The 24,010-nt window shown below is 60.4% G+C and carries 27 protein-coding genes; 14 read left to right on the top strand and 13 right to left on the bottom strand.

Features of this window, described 5'->3' with window-relative positions:
- Nucleotides 1–4: 4 nt before the first annotated feature.
- Together PH562_RS25400 and PH562_RS25395 are read left to right on the top strand one after the other, a co-directional pair.
- Entirely contained in the window at nucleotides 5–1,507 is a 1,503-nt protein-coding gene (locus tag PH562_RS25400; protein WP_285176501.1) for a protein adenylyltransferase SelO, read from the top strand.
- Between the two features lie 72 nt (nucleotides 1,508–1,579).
- Nucleotides 1,580–2,137, top strand: a complete 558-nt coding sequence (locus PH562_RS25395) for a hypothetical protein (protein ID WP_285176500.1) — start codon at nucleotides 1,580–1,582, stop codon at nucleotides 2,135–2,137.
- A gap of 62 nt (nucleotides 2,138–2,199) precedes the next feature.
- On the opposite strand, the gene bla is transcribed toward PH562_RS25395, so the two are convergent.
- The 3 genes from bla to dmeR form a co-directional block, all read right to left on the bottom strand.
- Nucleotides 2,200–3,198: a class A beta-lactamase gene (gene bla / locus PH562_RS25390; protein WP_285176499.1), complete on the bottom strand. Its 999-nt coding sequence runs from the start codon at nucleotides 3,196–3,198 to the stop codon at nucleotides 2,200–2,202.
- Nucleotides 3,199–3,283: 85 nt separating this feature from the next.
- Nucleotides 3,284–4,285 (bottom strand): CDF family Co(II)/Ni(II) efflux transporter DmeF, encoded by a 1,002-nt coding sequence (dmeF, locus tag PH562_RS25385; RefSeq protein WP_285176498.1) that lies wholly within the window; start codon nucleotides 4,283–4,285, stop codon nucleotides 3,284–3,286.
- A 139-nt stretch (nucleotides 4,286–4,424) separates the two neighbouring features.
- Entirely contained in the window at nucleotides 4,425–4,697 is a 273-nt protein-coding gene (dmeR, locus tag PH562_RS25380; RefSeq protein ID WP_015339187.1) for a Ni(II)/Co(II)-sensing transcriptional repressor DmeR, read from the bottom strand.
- A 196-nt stretch (nucleotides 4,698–4,893) separates the two neighbouring features.
- Between dmeR and PH562_RS25375 the strand changes: the two genes are divergently transcribed.
- Both PH562_RS25375 and PH562_RS25370 read left to right on the top strand, forming a co-directional pair.
- Complete coding sequence (locus PH562_RS25375; RefSeq protein ID WP_285176497.1) at nucleotides 4,894–5,307, top strand: MerR family transcriptional regulator; 414 nt, start codon at nucleotides 4,894–4,896, stop codon at nucleotides 5,305–5,307.
- A 198-nt stretch (nucleotides 5,308–5,505) separates the two neighbouring features.
- On the top strand, nucleotides 5,506–5,994 hold the full coding sequence (locus PH562_RS25370) for a GNAT family N-acetyltransferase (protein ID WP_285176496.1): 489 nt from the start codon (nucleotides 5,506–5,508) through the stop codon (nucleotides 5,992–5,994).
- A gap of 70 nt (nucleotides 5,995–6,064) precedes the next feature.
- Here PH562_RS25370 and PH562_RS25365 read toward each other — a convergent pair whose 3' ends face one another.
- Nucleotides 6,065–6,691 carry a C39 family peptidase gene (locus tag PH562_RS25365; protein WP_285176495.1) on the bottom strand — a complete coding sequence of 209 codons (627 nt, stop codon included), beginning with the start codon at nucleotides 6,689–6,691 and terminating at the stop codon, nucleotides 6,065–6,067.
- Between the two features lie 99 nt (nucleotides 6,692–6,790).
- Between PH562_RS25365 and PH562_RS25360 the strand changes: the two genes are divergently transcribed.
- Nucleotides 6,791–7,570 carry a class I SAM-dependent methyltransferase gene (locus PH562_RS25360; RefSeq protein WP_285176494.1) on the top strand — a complete coding sequence of 260 codons (780 nt, stop codon included), beginning with the start codon at nucleotides 6,791–6,793 and terminating at the stop codon, nucleotides 7,568–7,570.
- 3 nt (nucleotides 7,571–7,573) lie between these two features.
- Here PH562_RS25360 and PH562_RS25355 read toward each other — a convergent pair whose 3' ends face one another.
- The 3 genes from PH562_RS25355 to PH562_RS25345 all read right to left on the bottom strand — a co-directional run bounded on the left by PH562_RS25355 (nucleotide 7,574) and on the right by PH562_RS25345 (nucleotide 9,887).
- Nucleotides 7,574–8,488: a c-type cytochrome gene (locus PH562_RS25355; protein WP_285176493.1), complete on the bottom strand. Its 915-nt coding sequence runs from the start codon at nucleotides 8,486–8,488 to the stop codon at nucleotides 7,574–7,576.
- A gap of 152 nt (nucleotides 8,489–8,640) precedes the next feature.
- Complete coding sequence (locus PH562_RS25350) at nucleotides 8,641–9,084, bottom strand: c-type cytochrome (protein ID WP_069616043.1); 444 nt, start codon at nucleotides 9,082–9,084, stop codon at nucleotides 8,641–8,643.
- 167 nt (nucleotides 9,085–9,251) lie between these two features.
- Complete coding sequence (locus PH562_RS25345) at nucleotides 9,252–9,887, bottom strand: LysE family translocator (RefSeq protein ID WP_285176492.1); 636 nt, start codon at nucleotides 9,885–9,887, stop codon at nucleotides 9,252–9,254.
- Between the two features lie 128 nt (nucleotides 9,888–10,015).
- Between PH562_RS25345 and PH562_RS25340 the strand changes: the two genes are divergently transcribed.
- The gene (locus tag PH562_RS25340; RefSeq protein ID WP_285176491.1) at nucleotides 10,016–10,717 is read left to right on the top strand and encodes a helix-turn-helix transcriptional regulator; all 702 of its coding nucleotides are present in this window, start codon (nucleotides 10,016–10,018) and stop codon (nucleotides 10,715–10,717) included.
- Between the two features lie 33 nt (nucleotides 10,718–10,750).
- On the opposite strand, the gene PH562_RS25335 is transcribed toward PH562_RS25340, so the two are convergent.
- Complete coding sequence (locus PH562_RS25335) at nucleotides 10,751–11,533, bottom strand: SDR family NAD(P)-dependent oxidoreductase (RefSeq protein ID WP_285176490.1); 783 nt, start codon at nucleotides 11,531–11,533, stop codon at nucleotides 10,751–10,753.
- Nucleotides 11,534–11,695: 162 nt separating this feature from the next.
- Here PH562_RS25335 and PH562_RS25330 point away from each other — a divergent pair, with 162 nt between their 5' ends.
- Nucleotides 11,696–12,592, top strand: a complete 897-nt coding sequence (locus PH562_RS25330) for an AraC family transcriptional regulator (RefSeq protein WP_285176489.1) — start codon at nucleotides 11,696–11,698, stop codon at nucleotides 12,590–12,592.
- A gap of 30 nt (nucleotides 12,593–12,622) precedes the next feature.
- Here PH562_RS25330 and PH562_RS25325 read toward each other — a convergent pair whose 3' ends face one another.
- The 3 genes from PH562_RS25325 to PH562_RS25315 form a co-directional block, all read right to left on the bottom strand.
- Complete coding sequence (locus PH562_RS25325) at nucleotides 12,623–13,129, bottom strand: anthrone oxygenase family protein (protein WP_285176488.1); 507 nt, start codon at nucleotides 13,127–13,129, stop codon at nucleotides 12,623–12,625.
- Nucleotides 13,130–13,211: 82 nt separating this feature from the next.
- Complete coding sequence (locus PH562_RS25320) at nucleotides 13,212–14,060, bottom strand: metallophosphoesterase (protein WP_285176487.1); 849 nt, start codon at nucleotides 14,058–14,060, stop codon at nucleotides 13,212–13,214.
- 113 nt (nucleotides 14,061–14,173) lie between these two features.
- Entirely contained in the window at nucleotides 14,174–14,776 is a 603-nt protein-coding gene (locus tag PH562_RS25315) for a superoxide dismutase (protein ID WP_285176486.1), read from the bottom strand.
- A gap of 269 nt (nucleotides 14,777–15,045) precedes the next feature.
- Between PH562_RS25315 and PH562_RS25310 the strand changes: the two genes are divergently transcribed.
- Nucleotides 15,046–15,696: an Asp/Glu racemase gene (locus tag PH562_RS25310; protein WP_285176485.1), complete on the top strand. Its 651-nt coding sequence runs from the start codon at nucleotides 15,046–15,048 to the stop codon at nucleotides 15,694–15,696.
- Nucleotides 15,697–15,700: 4 nt separating this feature from the next.
- Here the strand turns inward: PH562_RS25310 and PH562_RS25305 are convergent, their stop codons facing one another.
- A complete protein-coding gene (locus PH562_RS25305) occupies nucleotides 15,701–16,045 on the bottom strand; it encodes a nuclear transport factor 2 family protein (RefSeq protein WP_285176484.1) in 345 nt (114 codons plus the stop codon).
- 178 nt (nucleotides 16,046–16,223) lie between these two features.
- On the opposite strand from PH562_RS25305, the gene PH562_RS25300 reads away from it, so the two are divergent.
- From PH562_RS25300 to PH562_RS25290, 3 genes are all read left to right on the top strand, one after another.
- The gene (locus PH562_RS25300; protein WP_350223786.1) at nucleotides 16,224–17,039 is read left to right on the top strand and encodes a helix-turn-helix domain-containing protein; all 816 of its coding nucleotides are present in this window, start codon (nucleotides 16,224–16,226) and stop codon (nucleotides 17,037–17,039) included.
- Between the two features lie 96 nt (nucleotides 17,040–17,135).
- A complete protein-coding gene (locus PH562_RS25295) occupies nucleotides 17,136–17,822 on the top strand; it encodes a YbhB/YbcL family Raf kinase inhibitor-like protein (protein ID WP_285176482.1) in 687 nt (228 codons plus the stop codon).
- Nucleotides 17,819–19,057: an MFS transporter gene (locus PH562_RS25290; protein WP_285176481.1), complete on the top strand. Its 1,239-nt coding sequence runs from the start codon at nucleotides 17,819–17,821 to the stop codon at nucleotides 19,055–19,057. Before PH562_RS25295 ends, PH562_RS25290 begins: the two co-directional genes overlap by 4 nt.
- Before the next feature lie 75 nt (nucleotides 19,058–19,132).
- On the opposite strand, the gene PH562_RS25285 is transcribed toward PH562_RS25290, so the two are convergent.
- Nucleotides 19,133–20,020, bottom strand: coding sequence for a branched-chain amino acid aminotransferase (locus PH562_RS25285; protein ID WP_285176480.1), 888 nt, complete (start codon nucleotides 20,018–20,020; stop codon nucleotides 19,133–19,135).
- A gap of 308 nt (nucleotides 20,021–20,328) precedes the next feature.
- Here PH562_RS25285 and PH562_RS25280 point away from each other — a divergent pair, with 308 nt between their 5' ends.
- The 3 genes from PH562_RS25280 to zwf all read left to right on the top strand — a co-directional run bounded on the left by PH562_RS25280 (nucleotide 20,329) and on the right by zwf (nucleotide 23,889).
- The gene (locus PH562_RS25280; protein WP_285176479.1) at nucleotides 20,329–21,369 is read left to right on the top strand and encodes a zinc-dependent alcohol dehydrogenase family protein; all 1,041 of its coding nucleotides are present in this window, start codon (nucleotides 20,329–20,331) and stop codon (nucleotides 21,367–21,369) included.
- Nucleotides 21,370–21,426: 57 nt separating this feature from the next.
- Nucleotides 21,427–22,197 carry a trans-aconitate 2-methyltransferase gene (tam, locus tag PH562_RS25275; RefSeq protein WP_285176478.1) on the top strand — a complete coding sequence of 257 codons (771 nt, stop codon included), beginning with the start codon at nucleotides 21,427–21,429 and terminating at the stop codon, nucleotides 22,195–22,197.
- A gap of 171 nt (nucleotides 22,198–22,368) precedes the next feature.
- On the top strand, nucleotides 22,369–23,889 hold the full coding sequence (zwf, locus tag PH562_RS25270; RefSeq protein WP_285176477.1) for a glucose-6-phosphate dehydrogenase: 1,521 nt from the start codon (nucleotides 22,369–22,371) through the stop codon (nucleotides 23,887–23,889).
- The last annotated feature ends 121 nt before the right edge of the window (nucleotides 23,890–24,010 follow it).

The raw sequence follows: 24,010 nt of genomic DNA, 5'->3' as shown, positions 1-24,010 counted from the left end.
GAGCATGAGCTCTCCTCTTCACGATGATGCCGCGCTTCGGGCGCCGACGGTCGCCTTCGACAACAGCTACGCGCGCCTGCCGCCGCAGTTTTTCGCGGATCAGGCGCCGACGCCGGTTGCCGCACCGCAGTTGATCAAATTCAACGAGGTGCTGGCACGGGAACTCGGGCTGGATGTGGAAACGCTGAAGCAAAATGCGGCGGCGATCTTTTCGGGCAACGAGCTGCTGCCGGGATCGCGGCCGATTGCCATGGCCTATGCCGGCCATCAGTTCGGCAATTTCGTTCCCCAGCTCGGCGACGGCCGTGCCATCCTTCTCGGCGAGGTGAAGGATCGCAGCGGCAAGCGCCGCGACATCCAGCTGAAGGGTTCGGGGCCAACGCCGTTTTCCCGCCGCGGCGATGGGCGCGCGGCACTCGGCCCGGTTCTGCGTGAATATATTGTCAGCGAGGCCATGCATGCGCTCGGCATTCCGACAACGCGGGCGCTTGCTGCCGTGATATCAGGCGAGCCTGTCTATCGCGAAGAGGTGCTGCCTGGTGCGGTATTTACCCGCGTGGCGGCAAGTCATATCCGCGTCGGCACCTTCCAGTTCTTTGCGGCGCGGGGCGATACGGAGAGCGTGCGGACCGTGGCGGATCACGTCATTGCCCGGCATTACCCGGAAATCAGAGACCGCAAGAACCCTTATCTTGCACTGCTGGAAGCCGTAGCCGATCGGCAAGCTTCATTGATCGCGCGCTGGCTGCATGTCGGCTTCATCCACGGCGTGATGAACACCGACAATATGACCGTATCGGGCGAGACGATCGATTTCGGCCCCTGCGCCTTCATGGATGCCTATGATCCGGCGACCGTGTTCTCGTCCATCGACCGCAACGGCCGCTATGCCTATGCCAACCAGCCGGCCATTGGCCAATGGAATCTGGCGCGCCTCGGCGAAACGCTGATTCCGCTGATCGACCCCTCCGTCGATGCGGCAATCGATCTAGCGAACACGGTCATCAAAGCTTATGGCGAACGTTTTCAGGCCTATTGGCTTACCGGCATGCGCGCCAAGATCGGGCTTGCGAGCGAGGAAGACGGCGATCTCGAGCTGATCCAGTCGCTGTTGGCGACGATGCAGCAGGGCGCTGATTTCACCCTCACCTTCCGCCAACTTGCGGCACTCACCGCAGACGACGAGGTGACAGATTTTGCCGCCACGTTCAACGATCCGCAAGCAGCAGCACCTTGGCTCGAACGCTGGCGGGAGCGGCTTGCTCGCGATCCGCAGACGCCGGCAATACGGGCGGCGGCGATGCGCAAGGTCAATCCGGCCTTCATTCCCCGCAATCACCGAATCGAGCAGGCCATCCGAGCTGCGGTCGAGGATGGCGATTTCTCATTGTTTGAAGCGTTGCTGAAGGTGCTGGCAACTCCTTATCAGGATCAGCCTGCTTTTGCGTCTTTTGCCGAGCCGCCACTGCCGACGGAACGGGTGCTTCAGACTTTCTGCGGCACTTGAGGAAGCTTGAGCGATAAGCTCCACACAGGCTTGCAGAGTCATCGTCCTCGCAACCGCTGGGGAGATATTGCGATGAAAGTGCACAGCAGCACTCAAAACTATTTCAGCACGCCGATCCGCAGCTCGCAGAGCAGCGACGGCGACGACAGCACGCCCTTCTCGCTGCCTGATGATAGCGACGGCCAGCAGGATGATTCGCAGGGGCCCTCCATCGCGTCCAGCGGTGTCCCCTCCTCCATTTCATCCGGCCTGTGGCTCAGCCAGTTCGGCAGCGACTCGTCCTCGACATCGGATGGTGGCAGCGATCAGAATAGCGCGACGGCTGCAGACGGAAGCAGCTCGGCATCGTCTAGCGGGCAATCCGATCAGGATATTCTCGAGGAGTTTGCCAAATGGGCGAATATGACTCCTTCCCAGAAGATCCGCGCTCAATATCTCGAGGCACATGGCCTGACGGAAGATTCGTTCAAGTCCTTGCCGGCCGACGAGCAGAAGGCAATCAACGACCAGATTGCCGATGAGATCAAGCAGAAGCTCGGCGCCGGCAATGCCGATGGTGATAGCGATCAGGAAACGAACAGTGCGGCCTCGACACTGGCGCTCGTCTTAGTCAATTGCCAAACCACTTGAAGGCAATGCCGAGCTGATTCACATATCGCTCGCATCCTATTGTTTTCATTAGCGATATCTCGCTATTGCCCTACCATGTCGACGACGATCTTGCCGATCTCGGCAAACACCGCCTCTACATCCTTTGCAGGCGCGGTCGCCTCGGCAACAAAGGTCGTAACCAAGATCGCACCCCGATCCGGCGGCCAGATGACGGCGATATCGGCATAGGAACCGTTGTTGCCTGTGCCGGTCTTATCGCCGACCTTCCAATCCTTCGGCAAGCCCGCGCGCAAGCGGTTGTTGCCCGTCGTGTTGGCGACCAGCCAGTTGACCAGCTGATCCCTCGATGTTTCCGACAGCGTATTGCCGAGTGTCAGAAGGCCGATCGAATCCAGCATCGCATCCGGCGTCGTCGTATCGCGAGGGTCGTCCTTGACGGCCTGGTTGACATCCGGCTCGTTGCGGTCGAGGCGGGTCTCGGTATCGCCTGTGGTGCGCAGCCACGAGGTCAACGCGGCAGGTCCGCCGAAACTTTCGAGCAGAAGATTGCCGGCCGTATTGTCGCTCAGCGTGATCGCGGCTGCGCAGAGCTCGGCGATGGTCATCCCATCGCCGCCGGCATGCTTTTCGGTCTCCGGCGAATAGGTGACCACCTTATCCTTGCCATAGGTGACACGGCGGTCGAGCTTTTCCGTGCCCTGATCGACGCGCGCCAGCACGAAGCCGGCAGCAAGCGCCTTGTAGGTGCTGCAAAGAGGGAAATGCTCCTCTTCCCGATGGCCGAGGGAAATATTGGTCTCGGTATCGAGCACGGAGACGCCGAGACGACCGCCGGTCTTCTTTTCCAGATCGGCAAGCTGCTTGTCGACATCGTCGGACAGCTGCGAATTGTCCTGCGCTCCGCTGTCGCCTTGCGGGCTCTGGCCGCCGGCGTCGGGCGTTGCCGAATTGTCAGTTGCCGCGGGAGGCGGCGATGCGCCGCTATCCTCAGCGAAAAGCCTACCGGGGCCGAGCGTCACGGCGGGAAGAAGCAGCGCCGAGCCAGCCATGAGGCGGCGGCGCGTGAGCAATGTGGGCATGTGAGAGGCCTCCAGCAGAATCGGCAGGTCTTGGGCTATGCGAGGAATGTGGCAAGCCTCTGACCTGACCGATTGCTAACGGATTCTATGCCGCCTTGTCGACGGTAACTTCGACCGTCACGTGCGAGAGTTCGTGGATCTCGGCAAGCCGCGCCTTGTAGAAGGACGGATCGCGCGAGACGGGCGTTGCGACCGCGACGATCGCGGCATGATGTCCGGGGCCGACCTGCCACACATGGAGATCGGTGATGCGATCTTCGTCCGTCTCGATCGCCTCACGGATCTCCTCGGGCAGATCCTCACCCTGCGGGATGAAATCCAGGAGAACGGCGCCGGAACTACGCAGCAGGCTCCATGCCCATTGCAGAATGACCAGGCCGCCGACAATGCCCATGATCGGATCGAGGAAGGTCCAGCCGAAACGGCTGCCGAGCAGCAGGGCCATGATGGCGAGAACCGAGGTCATCGCGTCGGCGATGACATGGACATAGACAGAGCGCAGATTGTTATCCCTACCACCTTTTTGACCATGATCGTGGTGGTGATGATCGTCACCATGCTCGTGATGATGGTCATGATCGTGGGCGTGGCCATGGCTGTGCCCGTGGCCGGCATGGCCGTGGTGGTGATGGCTGTGATCGTCGCGCAGAAGCCATGCGCTGACGAGATTGACGATAAAGCCGACAACAGCAATGGCAATGGCTTCCCGGAAGTTGATCGCCACCGGGTCGAGCAATCTCAGAATACTCTCCCAGCCCATGATCAGCGCGATCAGCGCGAGCACGATCGCGCTGGCAAAGCCCGCGAGATCGCCGAACTTGCCGGTGCCGAAGGTAAAGCGTGCATTATGCACATGCCGGCGGGCGTAGAGATAGGCAAGCGCCGAGATCAGCATGGCGCTGACATGGGTCGACATATGCCAGCCATCGGCGAGCAGCGCCATCGAGCCATAGATCGTGCCCGCGCCGATCTCGACCACCATCATGACCGCTGTGAGCGCGATAACGAGCCAGATGCGGCGTTCGTTACGCTGGTGGTCGGAGCCCAGAAAAACGTGGCTGTGGCCCATTTCGGAGGAAATACTCATGACTTTACTTTCTCGTTGAACGCCTGAAACCATAAAACGCGTCGCGATCTTTCAGATGCGCTCCTAGCGTTTTATGCCTTCGATTTTTCGCATGTCGTTATCGCAAAACCGCCGCACACTTTTGCGCGACATGCTTTGGTCACCGCAGATAGGTCTTCAGCACGTCGGCTATCTCATCCACCGCCTGACGACGGGCCTCTTCGCTTTCGGCATGCAGCACATGCTCCTGCAGATGGTCTTCCAGAACCTCCCCGGTCAGTCCCGTCAGGGCGCCGCGAATGGAGGCGAGCAACTGCAAGATTTCCCCGCAGGGACGCTCGGCCTCGAGCGCCCGCTCCACCGCTTCCATCTGCCCTTTGAGGCGGCGGACGCGTGAGAGGAGCTTGGCTTGCTGACGAATAGTATGGGACATCGTGGCCTCAATTATAATATAGGGGGGTATAGTATTAATGACGACACATTGGAAGCACCTTCTTGCGGCGACGGCCTGGGCAATGAAAAAGCCGGAGGACTATCCGGGGCCGGTTGGCGCTCCACCTGACCTTGCAATTTTGCGCCGACAGCCGCATATATTTCTCTAGAGACTAGAGGTATTGGAGAGGCATGCAATGCTGACGATCGGCGATCTATCCAGGCGGACCGGCGTGAAAGTGCCGACGATCCGTTATTACGAGCAGATGGGGTTGATCTCGGAGCCGGAACGCAGCGAAGGCAATCAGCGGCGTTATTCCAAAGCCGATCTTGAGCGCCTCGCCTTTATCCGCCACGGCCGCGACCTCGGCCTGACGATCGACGCCATCAAGGAGCTGATCTCGCTCAGCCAGCATCCGGACCGTCCCTGCGTCGGCGCCGACCGTATCGCCAAGGAGCATCTCGATGACGTTCGTACCAAGATCGCACGCCTGAAGAAGCTGGAGCACGAACTGGAGCGCATCGTTTCGCATTGCGACGGCCACAGCATCGAAGACTGCTATGTCATTCGCGCACTCTCCGATCACGGCCTGTGCGAACACGAGCATTGAGGCCCCATTGACAAACGCGCTGAACCAGATCATTGATGCGCCCATGATCACGCACGCGCTCCATAATTGCTCGTATTTTTGGCTGTACCTGTAGAGGGCGGCCAAGACAGATCATATGTCAACAAGCCGCCGTCAGGCGGCTTTGTTGTATCGGCAGCGTCCTGACGGCTCATTTGAAAAACAAGGACGCAAAATGCCATGCTAGACGATAGCGACATCTCACTTCTCCGCCCTCCGGTTCTGACCATTCGCAATGCGCAGCCGCGCGACCTGCCTGAGCTCAACGACATGATCCGGCTGCTCGCCGCCCATCATGGCGACCCCTCCGGCACCACGCCCGAGCAGCTTGAGCGCGATCTCTTCGGTCCTATGCCGTGGATCACGGCGCTTGTTGCCGAAGGCGAACAGGGGCTGATCGGCTACGCCATCCTCGTGCCGCTCTACAAGGCGCAAGAGGGACAGCGTGGCATGGATCTGCACCATCTCTTCGTGCGTGACGGCCATCGCGGCCATGGCGTCGGGCAGCATCTCGTCGACCGCGCCCGCGATATCGCCCGCAAGGCCGGCTGCAGCTATCTTTCGGTCGGCGCCGCGACGGGGAATCTCCAGGCCCACCGCTTCTACGAAAACATGGATTTCAAGCCGCGTCCGGTCACCGGTATGCGCTACCTGCAGGCTCTGGCCTGATGCCGGCCTTTAAGAGGATCGCCTTCGAAGACTCACTATAGCGCTTTTCTGGTATGTGCCTGGAAATGCTTTAGCGATCGATGGCGATCCCGCGGCCTGCAAAGAACCTCTCGAATACCTCCAGCGGCATCTCTGCATCCTCGCGCGTCGCATCGACGTGACCGGAGGGATTGTGGAAGCGGATGCTGTTTCCGTCGATGGCCGTCACCAGCACGAGATGGCCGCCTTTGGCCGGCGGCTCGGTCTCTGGCCAGCGGATCGAATGATGCACCGACGCGATGAAGAACTCCGACTGGTCGAGGATATCAGCGATGTCGGCGACGGAAATCCCAGTGACGACCCGGGCATCCAGATCGAAGCGAGCCTTAACGAATGGGACGAACGGCGCATAGATTAATCCCTTGATCCGGCCATCCGCCTCCTCGACATAGCCGCCATAATCCCGGCAGCCCATTGCCAGATCCATGATCGGGATGGTTTTGCCGGTGCGGGCGGCAAGCACCATCTTCAGGCAGGCCATGCCACAGAGATTGCCGGCCCAGCGGGCATAATCCTCGATGCTGCTTGCGCCGGATGATGCCCAGAGCGGGTCCTTCAGCAAGGCCGATTGTGCACCCTCAGCCACGACCGCCAGCGTCATGTCAGGCGTTTCCCATTGGCTGAAATAAGGAACCTTCCGCGCCACCCTTGCGTCCACGACTACCCTTTCCTGTTGCCGAATCCTGTGGCTACAAGCTTGACCGGAAATGCGCTAGAAAAATGGCTGTCGGCTTCGATCTGCAACTGGAGATGCGACTTGGAACAACGGTTCACATTCGATGGCGTCGCCAGCCTCTACAATGCTTCCCGCCCGCTCTATTCCGATGCGCTTTTTGCCGATGTCATCGATTTTGCCGGGCTGGACGCCAAGGATCAGGTTCTCGAAATCGGCTGCGGCACCGGACAGGCGACTGAGGGCTTTGCTCGCCATGGCCTCTCGGTTCTCGCGCTTGATCCCGGCGCGGAACTGATTGCAGTTGCTCAGGAAAGATTGGCGGAATTTCCGCGAGTGCGGTTCGAGCAAACCACCTTCGAAGCATGGCCGGGCAAGCCGGAGAGCTTCAGGCTGATATTCGCGGCACAATCCTTCCATTGGGTTTCACCGGGATTGCGCTTCGCCAGGACTGCCGCCCTCCTCGCGCCGGAAGGAACGCTCGCTGTCTTCGGCAATGTGCCGATGAAGCCGGAACCGCCGCTGTCAGAAAAGTTCGCTGAGATTTATGCCCGCCATGCCCCGCAACTCGCCGGCCCGCCCGTGGAAGCCTGGTATCTCCCGGATGGCCCCTTTGCTCGGGAGCTGCGGCAGTCCGACCACTTCGAAGCTCCTGCGCATCATTGCTATTCCTGGAGCCGCTCGCACACGGCACAAAGCTATACCGACCTTTTGCGGACGCTCTCAAGCTACCGGCTTTTGACCGAGGATCAGCGGGAAACGCTGCTTTCCGAGCTTGCTGATGCCATCAACGCGCATGGCGGCGTATTCGAGCTGCGTTACGAAACGCATCTCTATCTCGCCAAGCGCTCGGGCGCCGCTTGAGCTTCACTTCGCCGGCAACGCCTTCAGATAGGCCGCGATCGCCTCGCGGTCGGTCGCCGGCAGGTGGGCGATGTTTTGCTGGACTTCGGCCATCGAGCCGCCGGCCGAGTCATAATCCGGGGTGAAGCCGGTTTCGAGGTAGTTGGCGATGTCGCCGGCGCTCCAACTGCCGATCGCCTTGGAATCCGGGGTAATATCTGGGATCTGGCCCTTGCCCTCCGGATTGGGCGCGCCAGCCAGCCATTGGCCGCTCACGAAGCCGCCGAGGCCGTCACGTGGCGTATGGCATTCGCCGCAATGGCCCGGCCCTTCCACGAGATACTGACCACGCTTGACCCTCTCGTCGGCATTGGCAAGCACGACGCGCGGCTGGTCGTTGAGATAGAGGAACTTCCAGCCGCCCAGCGCCAGCCGAATATTGAAGGGAAAGGACAGCTCGTGCGGAGGCGCGACATTGCTGCTCTTCGGCAACGTCTTCAGGAAGCCCCAGAGGTCGTTGATGTCTTTGTCGCTCATGCGGGTGTAGGAGCCGTAGGGAAAGGACGGGTAGAGGTGGTCGCCGTTTTTACCGACGCCGCGCTTCATGGCATTGCCGAAATCGGCAAGCGTCCAGGTTCCGAGCCCCGCCTTCTCATCCGGCGAGATATTCGGGACATGGAAGGTTCCGAAGGGACTCGTCAGCGCCAGACCACCCGAAAGCACCAACTTGGCGTCGCCTTGCGCGCCGGGAGCGGCATGACAGCTCGTGCAGCCGCCCGCCCAGAAGACCATCTCGCCGTTCTTGACATCTGGATCACCGAGATTGGCCCAATGGCTCGCCGGCAAAGGCGACGGCGCGGTGATGACGTAAAACGCGCCGCTGCCGAGGATGATCACGCCGAAAAGGCAAAGCAGCCATCGAATAAACCGCGCCATCATTCCACCCCTCGCCTCAGCTCTGGTTATAAGGCTCCGCGCCGGCAGAACCGGTGCGGACGCCAAAATCGATATTTAGAGCCTTTACGCAATTCCGGACGGAAAACCGCTGCGCAGTTTTCCCAGAATTGCTCTGGGCGAGGCCGACCTACCGCTTAGTCCTTCTTGATGCGATAGGCCTGATGACAGGCGCCACAGCTAGCGCCGAGGGTCTTCAGCGTCGCGCCGACGCCGGCCTTATCGGCAGGAAGCTGGGCGAGCGCCGTCTCGGCATCGGTCGAAAGCTTGGCGGCATGGGCCTTGAAGTCATCGAGATTGTCCCAGATCTTCGGATTGACCTCGGGATCGGTCTTGTCGCTCTGCGGATTGAACTGATCCGGGAAGGCCTTGGCGGTTTCGGCGATCGTCGTCAGCGACGCCTTTACGATATCGGCGTCATAGGGCTTGTCGCCCTTGGCGATCGCGCCAAGAGCCCCGGTGGCGCCGCCGATCTTCTTCATCATGCCGATACGGGAGTCATGCGTGCCATCGGCCGCGACGACCGAACCCAGTGCGATGCCGGCTAGGGCCGTCGCCATCACAATCGCTTTCCACTTCATTTCGTTCTCCTACCTCTCTCCGAGTGATCAGGACCGCGCGTGCGGCCCGGCGCATGATTACGGCGACATGTTTGCCGATTTCCTTTCCGGCAATGAAGTCACAAAGTAGTGAGAGCTGAGTGAAATCAGTGTCATGCAATAGACACACGCATTCGCCGCATCAGCCCTCACGCCAATTTCAGGCCCTCCCATACTGTGAACACCGAAACTGCGACAAGGAGCAGCCCAGCTGCGCGGCCTGCGAATGCGGTTGCCCTGGGATTGGCGACCAGCAGATCGCGGCTGCGCCCGGCAGTAATGGCAAGTCCGCCGTAAATGGCAAATTGCGTCGCGATGGTCATGGCTCCCATGATGACGGCCTGTATCCACATCGGACCATATTCGGGCTTCAGAAACTGCGGGTACACGGCAAAGATGAAGAGATAGGCCTTGGGATTGATGAGGCAAGTGACCGCTCCCCGCCGGAAGGCTTTCCAGGCAGAGCGGCTGCCGGCCGGCCCGTCGCCTCCCACCGTGATGGAACTGCGCATCAGCGTATAGCCGATGAAGGCCATGTAGGCTCCGCCGATAACAAGCAGCGGATTGAAAAGGATGGGCACGAAATGCATCAGCAAGCCGATGCCGATGGCGCCATTCAGCGAGTGCACCGCACCGCCGAGCATGATGCCGCCTGTCGCGGCAAGACCGCGATTGCTGCCGCCGGTCAGTGAATTGGCGAGCACGAACAGCATGTCCATGCCCGGTACGATGATGATGCCCAATAGGAGGATGAAGAAGAGCCAGAGATTTTCTGCGTAACCCATGTCAGTTGCCTATCGCCCTCGCCTTGAAAGCAGGAGAGGAAATGGTTGATTTTCAAGTCGATAGGTAGTCTTATAAAATGAGCCAACTGACGGGGTATTGTCAGTAGCCTTCCTCTTTAGGACAAGAAATGCGCAAGGCGTCACGCCTGTTCGAAATCATCCAGATCCTGCGGCTGGCCAAGAAGCCGGTGACGGGAGCCGATATTGCCGCCCGGCTGGAGGTGACGGTGCGCTCGGTCTATCGCGATATCGCAGCACTTCAGGCAATGCGGGTGCCGATCGAGGGTGAGCGGGGCATCGGCTATATCCTGCGGCCCGGCTTCGACCTGCCGCCACTGATGTTTTCGATCGAGGAGATGGAGGCGATCGTGCTGTCGCTGGCGCTATTGGAGCGCACGGGCGATGCGGAACTCAAGCAGGCAGCCAAGCGCGTCACGGCCAAGATTGCCGGCGCGGTGCCTCCACCGCTGCGTCAGACGCTCGATGCCAACGCACTGCATGCCTGGGGCTTTGCCGCACCCTCGGCTGCTGCGATCGATCTTTCGCTGGTTCGCCGCGCCATTCGCGATGAGGAAAAGCTCGACCTTGCCTATCGCGACGAACTTGGCCGCCCCACGGAGCGCATCATCCGGCCGATCGCGCTGATCTATTATTCGGAGACCGCCAATATCGTTGCCTGGTGCGAGCTGCGCCAGGCTATCCGCAACTTTCGTAGCGATCGGATCGAAGGCTGCGAGGCGACGGGATTGTGGTTCAAGGGCGAAGGCGATGGCCTCAGGCAGATCTGGGTGAATGGCTGGCAGATAAACACCCCGGCCGCTGCCGGCTGAGGTGCTGCCGCTCACTCAGGACACGATCAGATTCTAGAGGATCATGCCGCCCGAGACTTCGATGCGCTGGCCGTTGACCCAGCGATTGTCATCCGACAGCAACGAAGCGATCATCGGACCGATATCGTCGGGCAGGCCCGGGCGGCCGAGCGCCGTCATGGACGCAACCATTCTGTTCACCTCCGGATTGTCGCGAACGATGCCACCGCTGAAATCCGTCTGGATCGCACCGGGCGCCACGGTGTTGGCTGTAATCCCGCGTGAGCCGAGCTCCTTGGCGAGATAGCGCGTCAGCACTTCGACCGCACCCTTCATGGCTGCATAGGCGGACGAGCCCGGATTGCTGAAGCGGGCAAGACCGGAGGAGATATTGACGATGCGGCCACCATCATTGATGTGTGGCAACAGCTTCTGCGTCAGGAAGAAGACTCCCTTGAGATGAACATTGTAGAGCTTGTCGAACTCGGCTTCCGTCGTTTCGGCGATGGAGGCATGATAAGAGGTGCCGGCATTGTTGACGAGGAAATCGAAGCGATCGCGACCCCAACGCTGCTGCAGCACGCGGCCGACTTCGGCGACGAAAGCGTCGAAGGATGCGATATCGCCAGCGTCGAGCCGCAAAGCGACGGCCTTTTGACCGAGCGTTTCGATCTCGACAACGGCGCTATCGGCTTCTGCCTTATTCGCGTTATAGGTCAGGATGGCATCGACACCGCGCTCGGCGAGATGAATGGCGGTATTGCGGCCGAGGCCGCGGCTGCCGCCGGTGATGATCGCAATCTTTGTCTTTGATTTATCGGTATTTTCGGTCATCATTGCCGTTCTCCAGGGAATGTTTGGTGGCCGGAATCTACGCCTACGGAGCCATTTCCCTGAATGCCGGAACTCTCGAATTTCTTGCCTATTCCTCCAACTATCTTGTCCGCTGGTACCCCGCTGCTATGATGCCACAATGGTACCTGCCCCCGGAGACCGCCTATGTCCTCAGCCCTTAAGGATGCGATCACACAATTCATCGAAGCCCATGACAGCGAAGGCACTGGCGTCTTTTCCACGGGCATCGATGGCCTGCAGATCATGCGCTCGACCGAGCCGAAAATGCCGCATGCGATGATCTATCGACCTGCGCTCTGCGTCATTCTGCAGGGTGCGAAGCAATTGATGCTCAATGACAGGGTGATCGACTATGCCGAGATGCAGGCGCTCATCATCAGCATCGAGCTGCCCGCCGCCGGCAGGGTGATCGAGGCGAGTGTCGAGAAGCCCTATATGGCCATCTCACTCGAATTCGATGTCGGCATGATGCGTGAGGTGATGGAGCAGCTCGAGGGGCCGCCGAAACCGACAGGCGGCGCCCAGCTTGGCATCTTCGTCGAGAATCTCGGCGACGAGCTTGCAGATTGCCTCCTGCGATTGACCCGCCTGCTGTCGAACCCAAGCGCCATTCCGGTGCTCTATCCGGCGATCATGCGCGAAATCTGCTTCTGGCTGCTCACCGGTCCCAATGGCGGCGAGGTCTGCAAGCTGGTGCTGCCTGATGGACAGACCCGGCGCATCGCCGACGCCATCCGCCTGTTGCGCGACAATTTCGCGGAGCCGGTGCGCATCGAGCAACTGGCGGCCGCCGCGCGCATGAGCCCCTCCTCCTTCCATCAGCATTTCAAGACACTGACCTCGATGACGCCGCTGCAGTACCAGAAGCAGATGCGGCTGCTCGAGGCGCGCCGCCTGATGGTTGCCGGTCAAGCCAATGTGGAGAGTGCTGCCTATCGCGTCGGCTACGAAAGCGCCTCGCAGTTCAGCCGCGAATATGCCCGCATGTTCGGCACGCCGCCGAAAAGGGACGTGACCGAGATGCGGATGGCGGCGGAATAATAACAGGTCAAGTCCCGGCGTCACGCACTGCTATAGAGAAATCGCAGTCACCAACAGAATGAAAGCCAGTAGTCCCAAGACAGCGCGTGCGGCATGCGACCATTCCCAGAGATCACGCAGCATGGTCCAATCTGCCTCGGCATCAGCCTCGATCCGATGACCGCCGACTGGAACCTGGGAAAAGAAACCTGCGCCCAACCCTTTCAGCTCGGCATCCTTGAGCCAGAAATTGTTTACGGGCTGTATCAGCAACCAAAAGACCGCATGCATGGCAGCCATGGCAGCAAAGGCAGCGGCAAACAGCCAAAACGCAATGATGTTGGCTGGCGTCAGGAACAGGAGAAGCAGAAGCAAAAGAGTGCCGATCGGCTCGGCAACGCCGCCGATCGTGAATCCGGGATAATAAATCCGCTGAACCGTCATATAGTCTTTTTTGGACAATCGCATTTTGCCGGGCAGCTCCAGCAGATGCGCCAGTGCCAGTGCCATGGCGACTGCCACGACCAGGATTGTCAGAATTTGCAATGCCGAAAACATCGGCTCCGCCTCACAGCAGCCTCAGTTCCTAAACTTTCAACGATGCGGATCGTTCCCCATGTAGAACGATACAGGGGATTCATCAAACGCCGGCCAGCGCCAGCACCCGGCTATCCTCGCGCCCGAAGCCCGTAACCTCCAGCCGATCATTGTAGACGGCAACGATCGCGTAGGCGCTCGTATCTTCGGTATCGACCATGCCCTTGAAGTTGACGAAGTATGTGCCGCCCGACACTCCGAAATTGCCAGCATGATTGTGGCCATTGAGGTAAGCGACGACATGGTCGTGTTCAGCCAGAAGCGAAAGCATGCGGTCGCTGTTCAAGGCATTATGCGCATTTTCGGGGAAGACCGGATAGTGGTTCATGACGATGACCTTCTCGCCTGCCGCCTTTGCTTCCCTGAGCTTTGCAGCAAGCCAGTCATATTGTGTGTCGCCTATCGCTCCGTTCCATCGCTGGCCATTGAGCGCGCCGGCGGTTTCCAGCGCCTTCATCAGATCCTTCGCTTCCTGCCGGCGCCGATCGCCTTCCGGCGGAGCGAAAACGCTAACCTCGTTGCCGTCGAGCGCGATGAATCGATAGCCGGAATGATCGAAATCGTAATAGGCCGAGGGCATGCCCACTCGGGCGGATACGCCGCCGAGATGTTCCGATGCCACGGCGAAATCATGATTGCCGAGGAGGAAATGCTTGCGATGCCGCGAGGCTTCGTAGACAGGCAGAATGGCGTCGAAGCTCTTCCATTCGCGATCGATGATATCGCCGAGGGTCACCACAAAGGCGAGATCGTGCCGATTGAACTCCCCAATTGCCTCGCGAAGCTTGTCGAGACTTTTCGCCGGATAGCGATTGAGGGTCAGATTAGGCACAAGATCGGCATATTGCGGATCGGCGATGACACCAAAACGGAAGAGCGGTGCTGATGGCATTCAGCCTCCTTGGGCGGTCATGCGACACACGGATATATCAATAAGGCTGCTCATAAGAAAACACCCGACGCCAGGAAGACGCCGGGTGCGAAAGCCAGCCTATGCGGCAAACCTTACTTCGTAGCGGCTTCGTAGCGCTCCAGGACGTAGTCCCAGTTGATCAGGCTGTCGATGAAGGCTTCGAGGTACTTCGGACGCAGGTTGCGGTAGTCGATGTAGTAGGAATGTTCCCAGACGTCGACGCCGAGGATCGGGTCGGCACCATGAACGAGCGGGTTTTCGCCGTTCGGGGTCTTGGAGATTTCGAGCCTGCCGTTCTTGACGGAAACCCATGCCCAGCCGGAGCCGAACTGAGTGGCACCGGCAGCGGCGAAATCGGCCTTGAATTTGTCGTAGCCGCCGAGATCGGAGGCGAAGGCTGCTTCGAGCTTGCCCGGCAGCTTGTTGCCGCCGCCACCCTTCTTCAGCCACTTCCAGAAATGGATGTGGTTGTAGTGCTGGGCTGCATTGTTGAAGAGGCCTGCATTGGTGCCGAAAGACTTCTTCACGATTTCTTCGAGCGAAAGATCGGCAAGACCTGCTTCCGCAGCGAGCTTGTTGCCGTTGTCGACATAGGCCTTGTGGTGCTTGTCATGGTGATACTCGAGGGTCTCACGCGACATGAAGGGCGAAAGTGCATCGTAATCATAAGGAAGTTCAGGCAATTCGAAAGCCATGGTCATATCTCCTCTTGGCAAAAAATTGCGTCGGCAGGTGAAGCGGAACATAGGAGCCGTCGCCTGGAAGAGCAACCGGCGACATGCCAAAAAAGTTGCACTCGGGAGTAAAAATTGCCCTAGTTTTCAAGTAGGTATAGCATCGACTTTGAAGTTTAGCTTATTGCATATGATGATGTTTCGATACAGGGCGGAATCCCGCGGCAAAACGTCGACAAGAAAGGCTGCCATGGCTAGGTTCATGGATATTCAGCTTTGATGGGAACCCCATGACGATCGCCTGCCTACACACCGCCGAAAGCAATATCGCCGTCTATGAAGCGGCGGCAAACGCACTCGGGTTGCCTGATGGCATGCTGCGTCATCATGTCCGCGCCGATCTTCTTCTCGCCGCCGAAAAGGCGGGGCGCCTGACGGATGAGATTTCGGCGGAAACGGCAGCGCTTCTCTGGCATCTGGCGGAGGATGCCGATGCCGTCGTGCTCAACTGCTCGACGCTCGGTCCGGCGGCGGCGAGGATCGCAGCCGGTGCCGGAGCCCCGATCATCCGGGCGGATGCGATGCTGGCCGAGCGAGCGGTCAAGGCAGGCGGCAAGGTTATCGTGCTATGCACCGTCGAAACGACCATCGCCCCGACGACTGCACTTTTCGAAGCAGCGGCTAAGGCGACGGGTGCCGAAATCGAGGTCCGGCTGGTGCCGGGCGCATGGGCGCACTTCCGGGCCGGCGATCTGCCGGCCTATCTTGCTTCCATTGCCGATGCTGTGAAAATGGCCGGTGGCGAAGGCGCTGTCACGATCGCTTTCGCTCAGGCGTCGATGACCGATGCAGTTCATCTTCTTCCGGGAAACCGCCCGCAACCTATGACCGGTCCGGCGGCCGCACTTGCCGCGGCGATGGCGAAGATTGCGGGTAGCTGAAGCATTACAGGTTGCGCCCAAAATAGACGTTCACCTCGGCGATGCGGTCGCCGGCAAAGCGGATCAGTTCGACATTGCGAAAGCTGCCGCCATCCATTTTTTCGGCGCGATAGCCGACGATCACATCATCACCATCGGGCACAAGATGTTCGATATGAATATGGCGGAATACCTTCTCCTTCGGCCAGCAGTGCTCGAAATACTGCTTCCGGTCGATGTGATCGTCGCGCGGACTGGAAAAGGTGAAATCCCGGGTCAGCATCGGGTCGACGATATCGGGATGCTGAGCGACATAGGCTGCAAACAGCCGCTTGACCGCATCGCAACGGGCATTTTCGAGGGAATTCATAATCTGCCTCCTCCTTTGCATCAGTGCGGGTTTTGATCCGCCAACCGTAAACCAATTGCATAATGCAATCAGTTTATAACATCAGCCGGGTGAACTAACAAGGCGCTTTGCGGACTTGGCAATGCCGGCCGCGTGGTCCAAACTCATCGAGCACCCCAATCAGCAGGAAGCCATCGCAGTGTCCGAGGCTCATCACCACATGTTGGAAAAGCTGCGCCGCCTAGCGGCAAAGGATAACCGCCCGACGATCGCACCGAGCGGCATCGGCAGTTATTCCACGCTTTTTACCTTCGTCACGCGCGAACGCGAGCGCATTGCCGGCTCGGCCTTTTCACAGGTTTCAATCGTCGCCATCCTCGAAGGTTCCAAGGAAATCGTCAGCATGGGACGGCAGCGGCATTTTGCGGCCGGTACGGTGCTCGTGCTGCCGGCCGGCTGGAGTGGCGATGTAGTCAACGACCCCGATCCGCAGACCGGCGTCTATCGGGCGATTTTCATCACCTTCCCCGAGGAATTGACGCGCCGGGCGGCAAAGGCTTTTCCGCCTGCCCGTATCGCTTCTCAGATAGACTTGCCGCTCGATCCGCTACTGGCTGCCGCCATCAATCATGCAGGCGAAGGCATTGCCGGCGGCAATATGCCGATCCCTTTGATCGAGCACCGGCTTCTCGAAATCCTCATGGTGCTCGGCATGCGCGGCGCCCTGCCCGGTTCGCCGGAGACCACAGCCGAGGCGGTGCGTGCGCTGGTGCGCTGGCAGCCGGATCGAGCCTGGACAGCCGATCTCATCGCCGCAGAGCTCGGCACCAGCAACGCCACGCTGCGCCGCCGCCTGTCACGCGAGGGCGCTTCCCTGCGGGATGTGCTGGCAAGCGAGCGCGTGGCGCTAGCGACGACTCTCCTTGCCGAAGATGGGCTTTCGCTGCGCGAAGCCGCCCTTGCGACAGGCTATCGCTCGCCGCGCCGTTTCGCCGATCGACTTCGCAGCGCGTGAGCGTTTCCGGCCGCATTTTGAGCGTTTGCGTACGCCAGCGCTCGACACAGATTTGTTAGACCCTGCCCTCACGAGCCAAATGCGAAAGGGCAAATCATGAAAACCATGCTCAACCTTCTGAACGCCACCATCATCACAGCAGTTGTCGCCACCCCGGCCCTATCGGCCGATCTCGAGGTGACATTCGCAAAGAGCAATGGCCGCGCGCTGCTGCCGGAAAACGCCTCCTGCATTTCGACAGGGTCCGACAAGTCGGCCCCCGGTCCCAACAAGAGCCTTGCCGTCTCCTGGTCGAAAGGACCGAAGGGCACACGATCCTATGCGCTGACGATGGTCGACCCTGACGTGCCCGCCGATTTCTCACTGTTCAACAAGGCGGACAAATCCATCCCGAAGGATTTCAAGCGGATGGAATTCGTCCACTGGGTGCTGGCCGATATCCCTGCGTCGCGCACCAGCCTTGCCGAAGGCACGGACGGAAGCGGCCCCTCAGCCAATGGCCTGCCGCTCGAGCGCACGGTCTATGGGCGGCGCGGCCAGAATGGCGCCGGCGGTGGCAATTTGAAGGACGGGCCACATGGGGGTTATATGGGTGCCTGCCCGCCCTGGAATGACGCGCGTGTCCACAGCTATCACGTCACCGTCTATGCGCTCGACGTCGACCGGCTGAACCTGCCTGACCTCTTTACCCGCGCCGATCTCATCACCGCCGCGAAGGGTCACATCCTCGCATCGGGCAGCCAGGAACTGTTTTACACATTGAATGCAAAGGCCGAGAAATGACCGAGACGAGATGGGATGCAGCAGCGCCGGCCGAGCCGGAAACCGCTCATTGGATGCGGAACCTGATCATCTGCCTTGTCGGCTCGTTCACGACGATCGTGGCGATGACGCTGCTGCTCCCCTTCCTGCCGCTCTATGTCGAGGAACTCGGCATCACCGATAAAGCGGCGATCGTGCAATGGTCCGGCATCGCCTATGGCGCCACCTTCTTTGCCGCCGCCTTCGTCGCGCCGCTCTGGGGGCGGCTCGGCGACATCTATGGCCGCAAGCTGATGCTGATCCGCGCGAGCCTCGGCATGACGGTCGCCATCTCGCTGATGGGCATGGCCGGCAATGTCTGGCAACTCGTGGCGCTGCGCCTCTTCACCGGCCTTGCCGGCGGCTATGCCTCGGGGTCGATGGTGCTGGTGGCGGCGCAGACGCCGAAGCATCGCTCCGCCTGGGCGCTGGGCACGCTGTCCGCTGGCATCATGGCCGGCAACCTTGTCGGGCCGCTGATCGGCGGCGCGCTGCCACCTGTTATCGGCATTCGCGGCACCTTCCTGCTCGCAGGCGGCGTGATCTTCTTCACCTTCCTGGCGACAACCTTCCTCATCAAGGAAGAGAAATCCACGGCGCGGAAGAAGGCTGCGAAGGCCAGCGGCAGCTGGGCCTCCATTCCGGACAAACGCCCCGTCCTCGCCATGCTGTCGCTCGGCCTGCTGCTGATGCTGGCCAATATGTCAATCGAGCCGATCATCACTGTCTATGTCGCGCAGTTCGTCACGGACGCCAAGGTGACGATGGTCTCGGGCGTCGTCATGGCGGCTGCGGCGCTCGGCAGCATCCTGTCATCCTCATGGCTCGGCAAGCTCGCCGACCGCATCGGCTACTGGAGCGTCATCATGGCGGCGCTTGCCATCGCAGCGCTGCTGTTGATACCGCAGGCTTTCGTGACCTCGGCCTGGCAATTGATCGGCTTACGCTTCCTGATGGGTGTGGCGCTTGGCGGCCTTCTACCCTGCATCACCGCCGTTATCAGGCACAACGTTCCCGATGCGGCGACGGGCAGCATTCTCGGGCTCTCCATCTCCTCGCAATATGTCGGCCAGGTGGCGGGTCCCGTGATGGGTGGCTTCGTCGGCGGCCATATCGGTATGCGTGCCGTGTTCCTCGGAACCTGCGTGCTGCTGGCGATCGGCGCGATCTATTGCTGGTGGGTCAGCCCGAAGAAGCAGGCGGAATCCATAGGCTGATCGGGGGCAAACCTCGGTCCATGGCCTTTTGCCTGGGCAATCCTTAGACAGGGATTGCCCGGGGACCTCAGAAGCTCACTCTTCGCTAGCGCTACGGCCGTGAGCCCAATCCATGTAAAGTTCCAGCGCCTTGCGGGCGACCGGCCCCTCCTGGAATTCGCGGTCGTCCAGTCGGTTGACGCTGACGACTTTGGAATAGTTGCCGGTCGTGAAGATCTCGTCGGCGCCCATGAACTGCTCGACGGACAGGGTTTCCTCACGCACATCGAAGCCTTCCTGGCGCAGCAGGCCGATGACGCGGGCACGAGTGATGCCGGCAAGGAAGGTGCGGTTGGCGACCGGCGTATAAACGATGCCGTCCTTGACCATGAAGACGTTGGACGACGCTGTCTCGACGACATTGCCGTTCATGTCGCGGACGAGCGCATTGTTGAAACCGCGCCCCCTCGCCTCCAGGATCATGCGGCCGCTGTTCGGATAGAGCGAGCCGGCCTTGGCGTCGGTCATCGCCGTTTCCGGAGAGGGGCGCCGGAAGGGCGAGACCGTGAGCATAATGCCGCCGTTGCCGCCAAGCGGCGCTTCGAACAGGCAGAGCGCGAAACGCGTCGATTCCGCGTCGACGGCAACGACGCTGCCCGGGGAGCCATGCTCGCCCCAATACATCGGCTTGATGTAGATCGGCGTCTTGCCGTCGAATTTCCTGATGCCTTCCCAGGCGAGCGCCTCGATCTCCCCAGCAGTCTTGATTGGCTTCAGCCCCATGGCCACGGCCGAACGATTGATGCGTTGGCAATGGAGGTCGAGATCGGGTGCAATGCCATCGAACCAGCGCGCGCCGTCGAACACGGTCGAGCCGAGCCACATGGCGTGCGAGGTCGGTCCGATCAGCGGCGGATTGCCGGAGAGCCATTCTCCTTCGACATAGGTCCAGGTGGCAGTACGGGGCGATGTATCGACGGACATGGTATTTCCTCCCTTTGAGCGGTTCAGCTTTCGCGGGATTGCGGAACCGCTCCATCTCTTTGTTTTCTCGCAACTCCGGACGGAAAGCCGTGACCGCGCTTTGGCGGAATTGCTTGAGATGGCGACGAACAAATAACCGCGTAACCTAAGGGTCAAGCAGAAACTGCGCGGCAAAATCCATTTGCAACAAAGCGCCCGATATCGCATTCATAGCGCAATTTTCATGCGTCGAAACAACAGCTTGACGAATGGGTCCATCACCAGAAGTGATGGACCATAGGGATCGTCAGGAGAGAGGGAGCACTCCCATGAAAGCGATGTATTACGAGGCCTTCGAGGCAACACCCGAAATCCGTACCCTGCCCGACCCGACACCCGGCGAAGATGGCGTCGTTATCGCCGTCGGCGCCACCGGCCTTTGCCGTAGCGACTGGCACGGCTGGATGGGTCATGATCCCGATATCAGGCTGCCGCATGTGCCGGGTCATGAGCTCGCCGGCAAGGTGGTGGCGACCGGGCGCGGCGTCGTCCGCTTCAAAGTCGGTGATCGCGTCACCGTTCCCTTCGTCTCCGGCTGTGGCCACTGCGCCGAGTGCCACTCCGGCAACCAGCAGGTCTGCCCCAGTCAGTTCCAGCCGGGCTTCACCCATTGGGGTTCCTTCGCCGAATATGTCGCGATCGACTATGCCGACACCAATCTCGTCCACCTGCCAGAGACGGTCGACGATGCGACGGCGGCAAGCCTCGGCTGCCGCTTCGCTACTTCCTTCCGCGCCGTTGCCGACCAGGCGAAGACGCGGCCGGGCGAATGGATCGCCGTGCATGGCTGCGGCGGCGTCGGCCTGTCGGCGATCATGATTGCCAGCGCCCTTGGCGCCAATGCCATTGCCATCGACATTTCCGACGAGAAGCTCGCCTTCGCCCGCGAATGCGGCGCGGTGGCGACGATCAATGCGGCTGAGGTCGCCGATGTGCCCGAGGCGGTGCGCGAGATCACCAAGGGTGGCGCCCATGTCTCGATCGATGCGCTCGGCCATCCCACGACCTGCTTCAACTCTATCAAGAACCTGCGCCGGCGCGGCCGGCATGTGCAGGTCGGCCTCATGCTCGGTGACTATGCGACGCCGCAGATCCCTATGGCGCAGGTCATCGGCCATGAGCTGGAAATCTATGGCAGCCACGGCATGCAGGCCTGGCGCTATGATGCCATGCTCGACATGCTCGCCGCCGGCAAAATCGCGCCGCAGAAGCTCATCGGCCGCAGAATCACCCTGGAAGAAGCCGTTCCGGCGCTGATGTCGCTTGATAAGGCCGAGGGCAAGGGCATCAGCGTCATTACACGGTTTTGATATATCCCGGTGCTATGCGCATCGGAAGAAACGGCAATCCAGAAAGAGGAAACGCTCATGGCATGGTCTGCCGGCCAATATGTGAAATTCGAGGATGAACGCACGCGCCCGGCGCGCGATCTGCTGGCACAGGTGCCGCTGGAGCGTATCGAACGCGCGATCGACCTCGGTTGCGGCCCAGGCAATTCGACGGAACTTATCGTCGAACGATACGGCGTCGCCGGCGTTTCCGGCCTCGACAGCGACGACAATATGCTGGAGGCGGCGCGCAAGCGCCTGCCGGGCACAAGCTTCGTCAAGGCTGATCTCGCCGCATGGCGGCCGGAAGAGCCCGTGGATCTGCTCTTTGCCAATGCCGTGTTTCAGTGGCTGCCCAATCATCTCGACATCCTCGACCACCTGATGGACGGGCTGAAGCCTGGCGGCGTGCTTGCCGTGCAGATGCCCGACAATCTGACCGAACAGAGCCATCTGATGATGGAGGAGACGGCCAAGAATGGTCCTTGGAGCGATGCCTTTGCGAAGAAGAGCGTGCGCCGTAATCCCCTGCCCGCGCCCTCGGTCTATTACAACAGGCTGATCGGCAAGTCGGCTCGCGTCGATATCTGGCACACGAACTATAATCACGCGCTGGAAAACACAGCAGCCATTGTCGAATGGGTGAAGGGCACAGGCCTGCGCCCCTATCTTGACCATGCCGGTGCCGAGCATCGCGATGCCTTCACCGCCAAATATTTGAAGCATATCGAGCGGGCCTATCCGCCGCTTGTCGACGGCAAGGTGTTGCTGCGTTTCCCGCGGCTCTTCCTGGTCGCGGTGAAGAAATAAGTCATTTATCAGCCCGAAATGCCGGCTGATGGCGATGCGTCGATCCCATCGACAACCGGCGCCGGCCCGCGCTAGAACATCCATAGCCAAAGCTGAAACAGCAATAGCTCCGAGGAGATAGTCGATGTCGTCCAGAAGCCCCGAATATGGCCGTCAGAAGGAGATCCGCGCATGACCACCCCTGACGTCGCACCGGCCCCGCCGCTGACATTCGTGATCTTCGGCGCCGCGGGCGATCTCACCCGGCGCCTGCTGATCCCGACGCTCATCAACATGACCCGCAGCGGGCTTATCGGCGAGGACTTGCATATCCTCGGCATCGGCATCGAAACCGGCGGTGTCGAGATGCTGCTAGATCGCCTGGAATCGTTCCTGAAGACATCGGGGGACATGGACGATTCTGAGCGGCAGGCGGCATGGCAGAGCCTGCGCAAGCGCATCAGCTACATCTCCGGCGATTTCACCCAGAACGGCGTCTACAAGGAAATTTCGGATTATCTCTCGCATGCGCCGAGCGCCAACGCGGCCTTTTATTTCGCCGTGCCACCCCGCTTCTTCGGCGATATCGCCGAGAAACTCTCCGAAAACGGGCTGATGAACGAGGCCACCGGGGCTTTCCGCCGCATCGCGATCGAAAAACCCTTTGGCCACGATCTTGCCTCGGCACAGGCTTTGAATGCGCGGTTGCTGAACCATGTGTCCGAAAGTCAGATCTATCGCATCGACCATTTCCTCGGCAAGGAAACCGTGCAGAACATCATGACGACACGCTTCGCCAACATGATGATCGAGGCATTATGGAACAACAACTATATCGACCACGTGCAGATCACGGCGGCCGAGCTTGTGGACGTCGGCACGCGCGGCAAATTCTACGATGCGACCGGCGCGCTTCGCGACATGGTGCCGAACCATCTCTTCCAGCTGCTGGCAATGGTGGCGATGGAGCCGCCGAACAGCTTCGATGCCGAATCCATCCGCAATGAAAAGGGCAAGGTGCTGAAGGCCCTGCGCGTCTACTCGCGGGAGGAGGCAATCAAGAACGGCGTGCGCGGCGCCTATACGGCCGGGCCTATTGCCGGCAGGGATCTGCCGGCCTTTACCCAGACACCCGATGTCGCGCCCGACAGCAACACCGAAACCTTCGTGGCGTTGAAACTCCTGGTCGATACATGGCGCTGGGCTGGTGTGCCCTTCTATCTGCGCACGGGCAAGGCGATGAAGGCGCGGGATACGGAAGTGGTCATCACCTTCCGGCCGGTTCCCTTCGCCCAGTTCCCGCGCCACGAATCCCGCCCCGAGCTGCCACCGAACAGGCTTATTATCCAGGTGCAGCCCGACGAAGGCCTCGATATGGAAATCTCGATCAAATCGCCGGGGCTGGTGCTGAAAACAGCGCCGGTTTCGCTCGACTTCCGCTATGCCGACAGTTTCGATATCGGCAAGCAGACCGGTTACGAAAGCCTGTTCTACGAACTCTTCGTCGGCGACCAGACGCTCTTCCAGCGCGCCGACGGCATCGAAGCCGGCTGGGCGGCGGTGCAGCCCTTCCTAGACCTCTGGGCAGAGGGCGGCAAACCCGATCCTTACGCTCCCGGCAGCACCGGCCCGGCCTGCGCCGACGAACTCATCGAACGCGACGGCCGCAAATGGCATGAGATCGACGGGACGCCGAAGGGCAGGAAGATCTGATCCTGAAGAAGATCAGCCGATAGAGGCCAGCTGTTGCGTTCTAACAGGGCGCAACTTGGCGAGGTCGGCCTGCCTTCTGAACAACAAAAAGCCGCCGGGATTTGGCCGGCGGCTTTCTTAT

The sequence above is a fragment of the Rhizobium centroccidentale genome (assembly GCF_030182565.1).
Taxonomy (GTDB): domain Bacteria; phylum Pseudomonadota; class Alphaproteobacteria; order Rhizobiales; family Rhizobiaceae; genus Rhizobium.
Note: the sequence above shows the minus strand (reverse complement) of the source record. Positions and strands in the feature narration are given on the sequence as shown.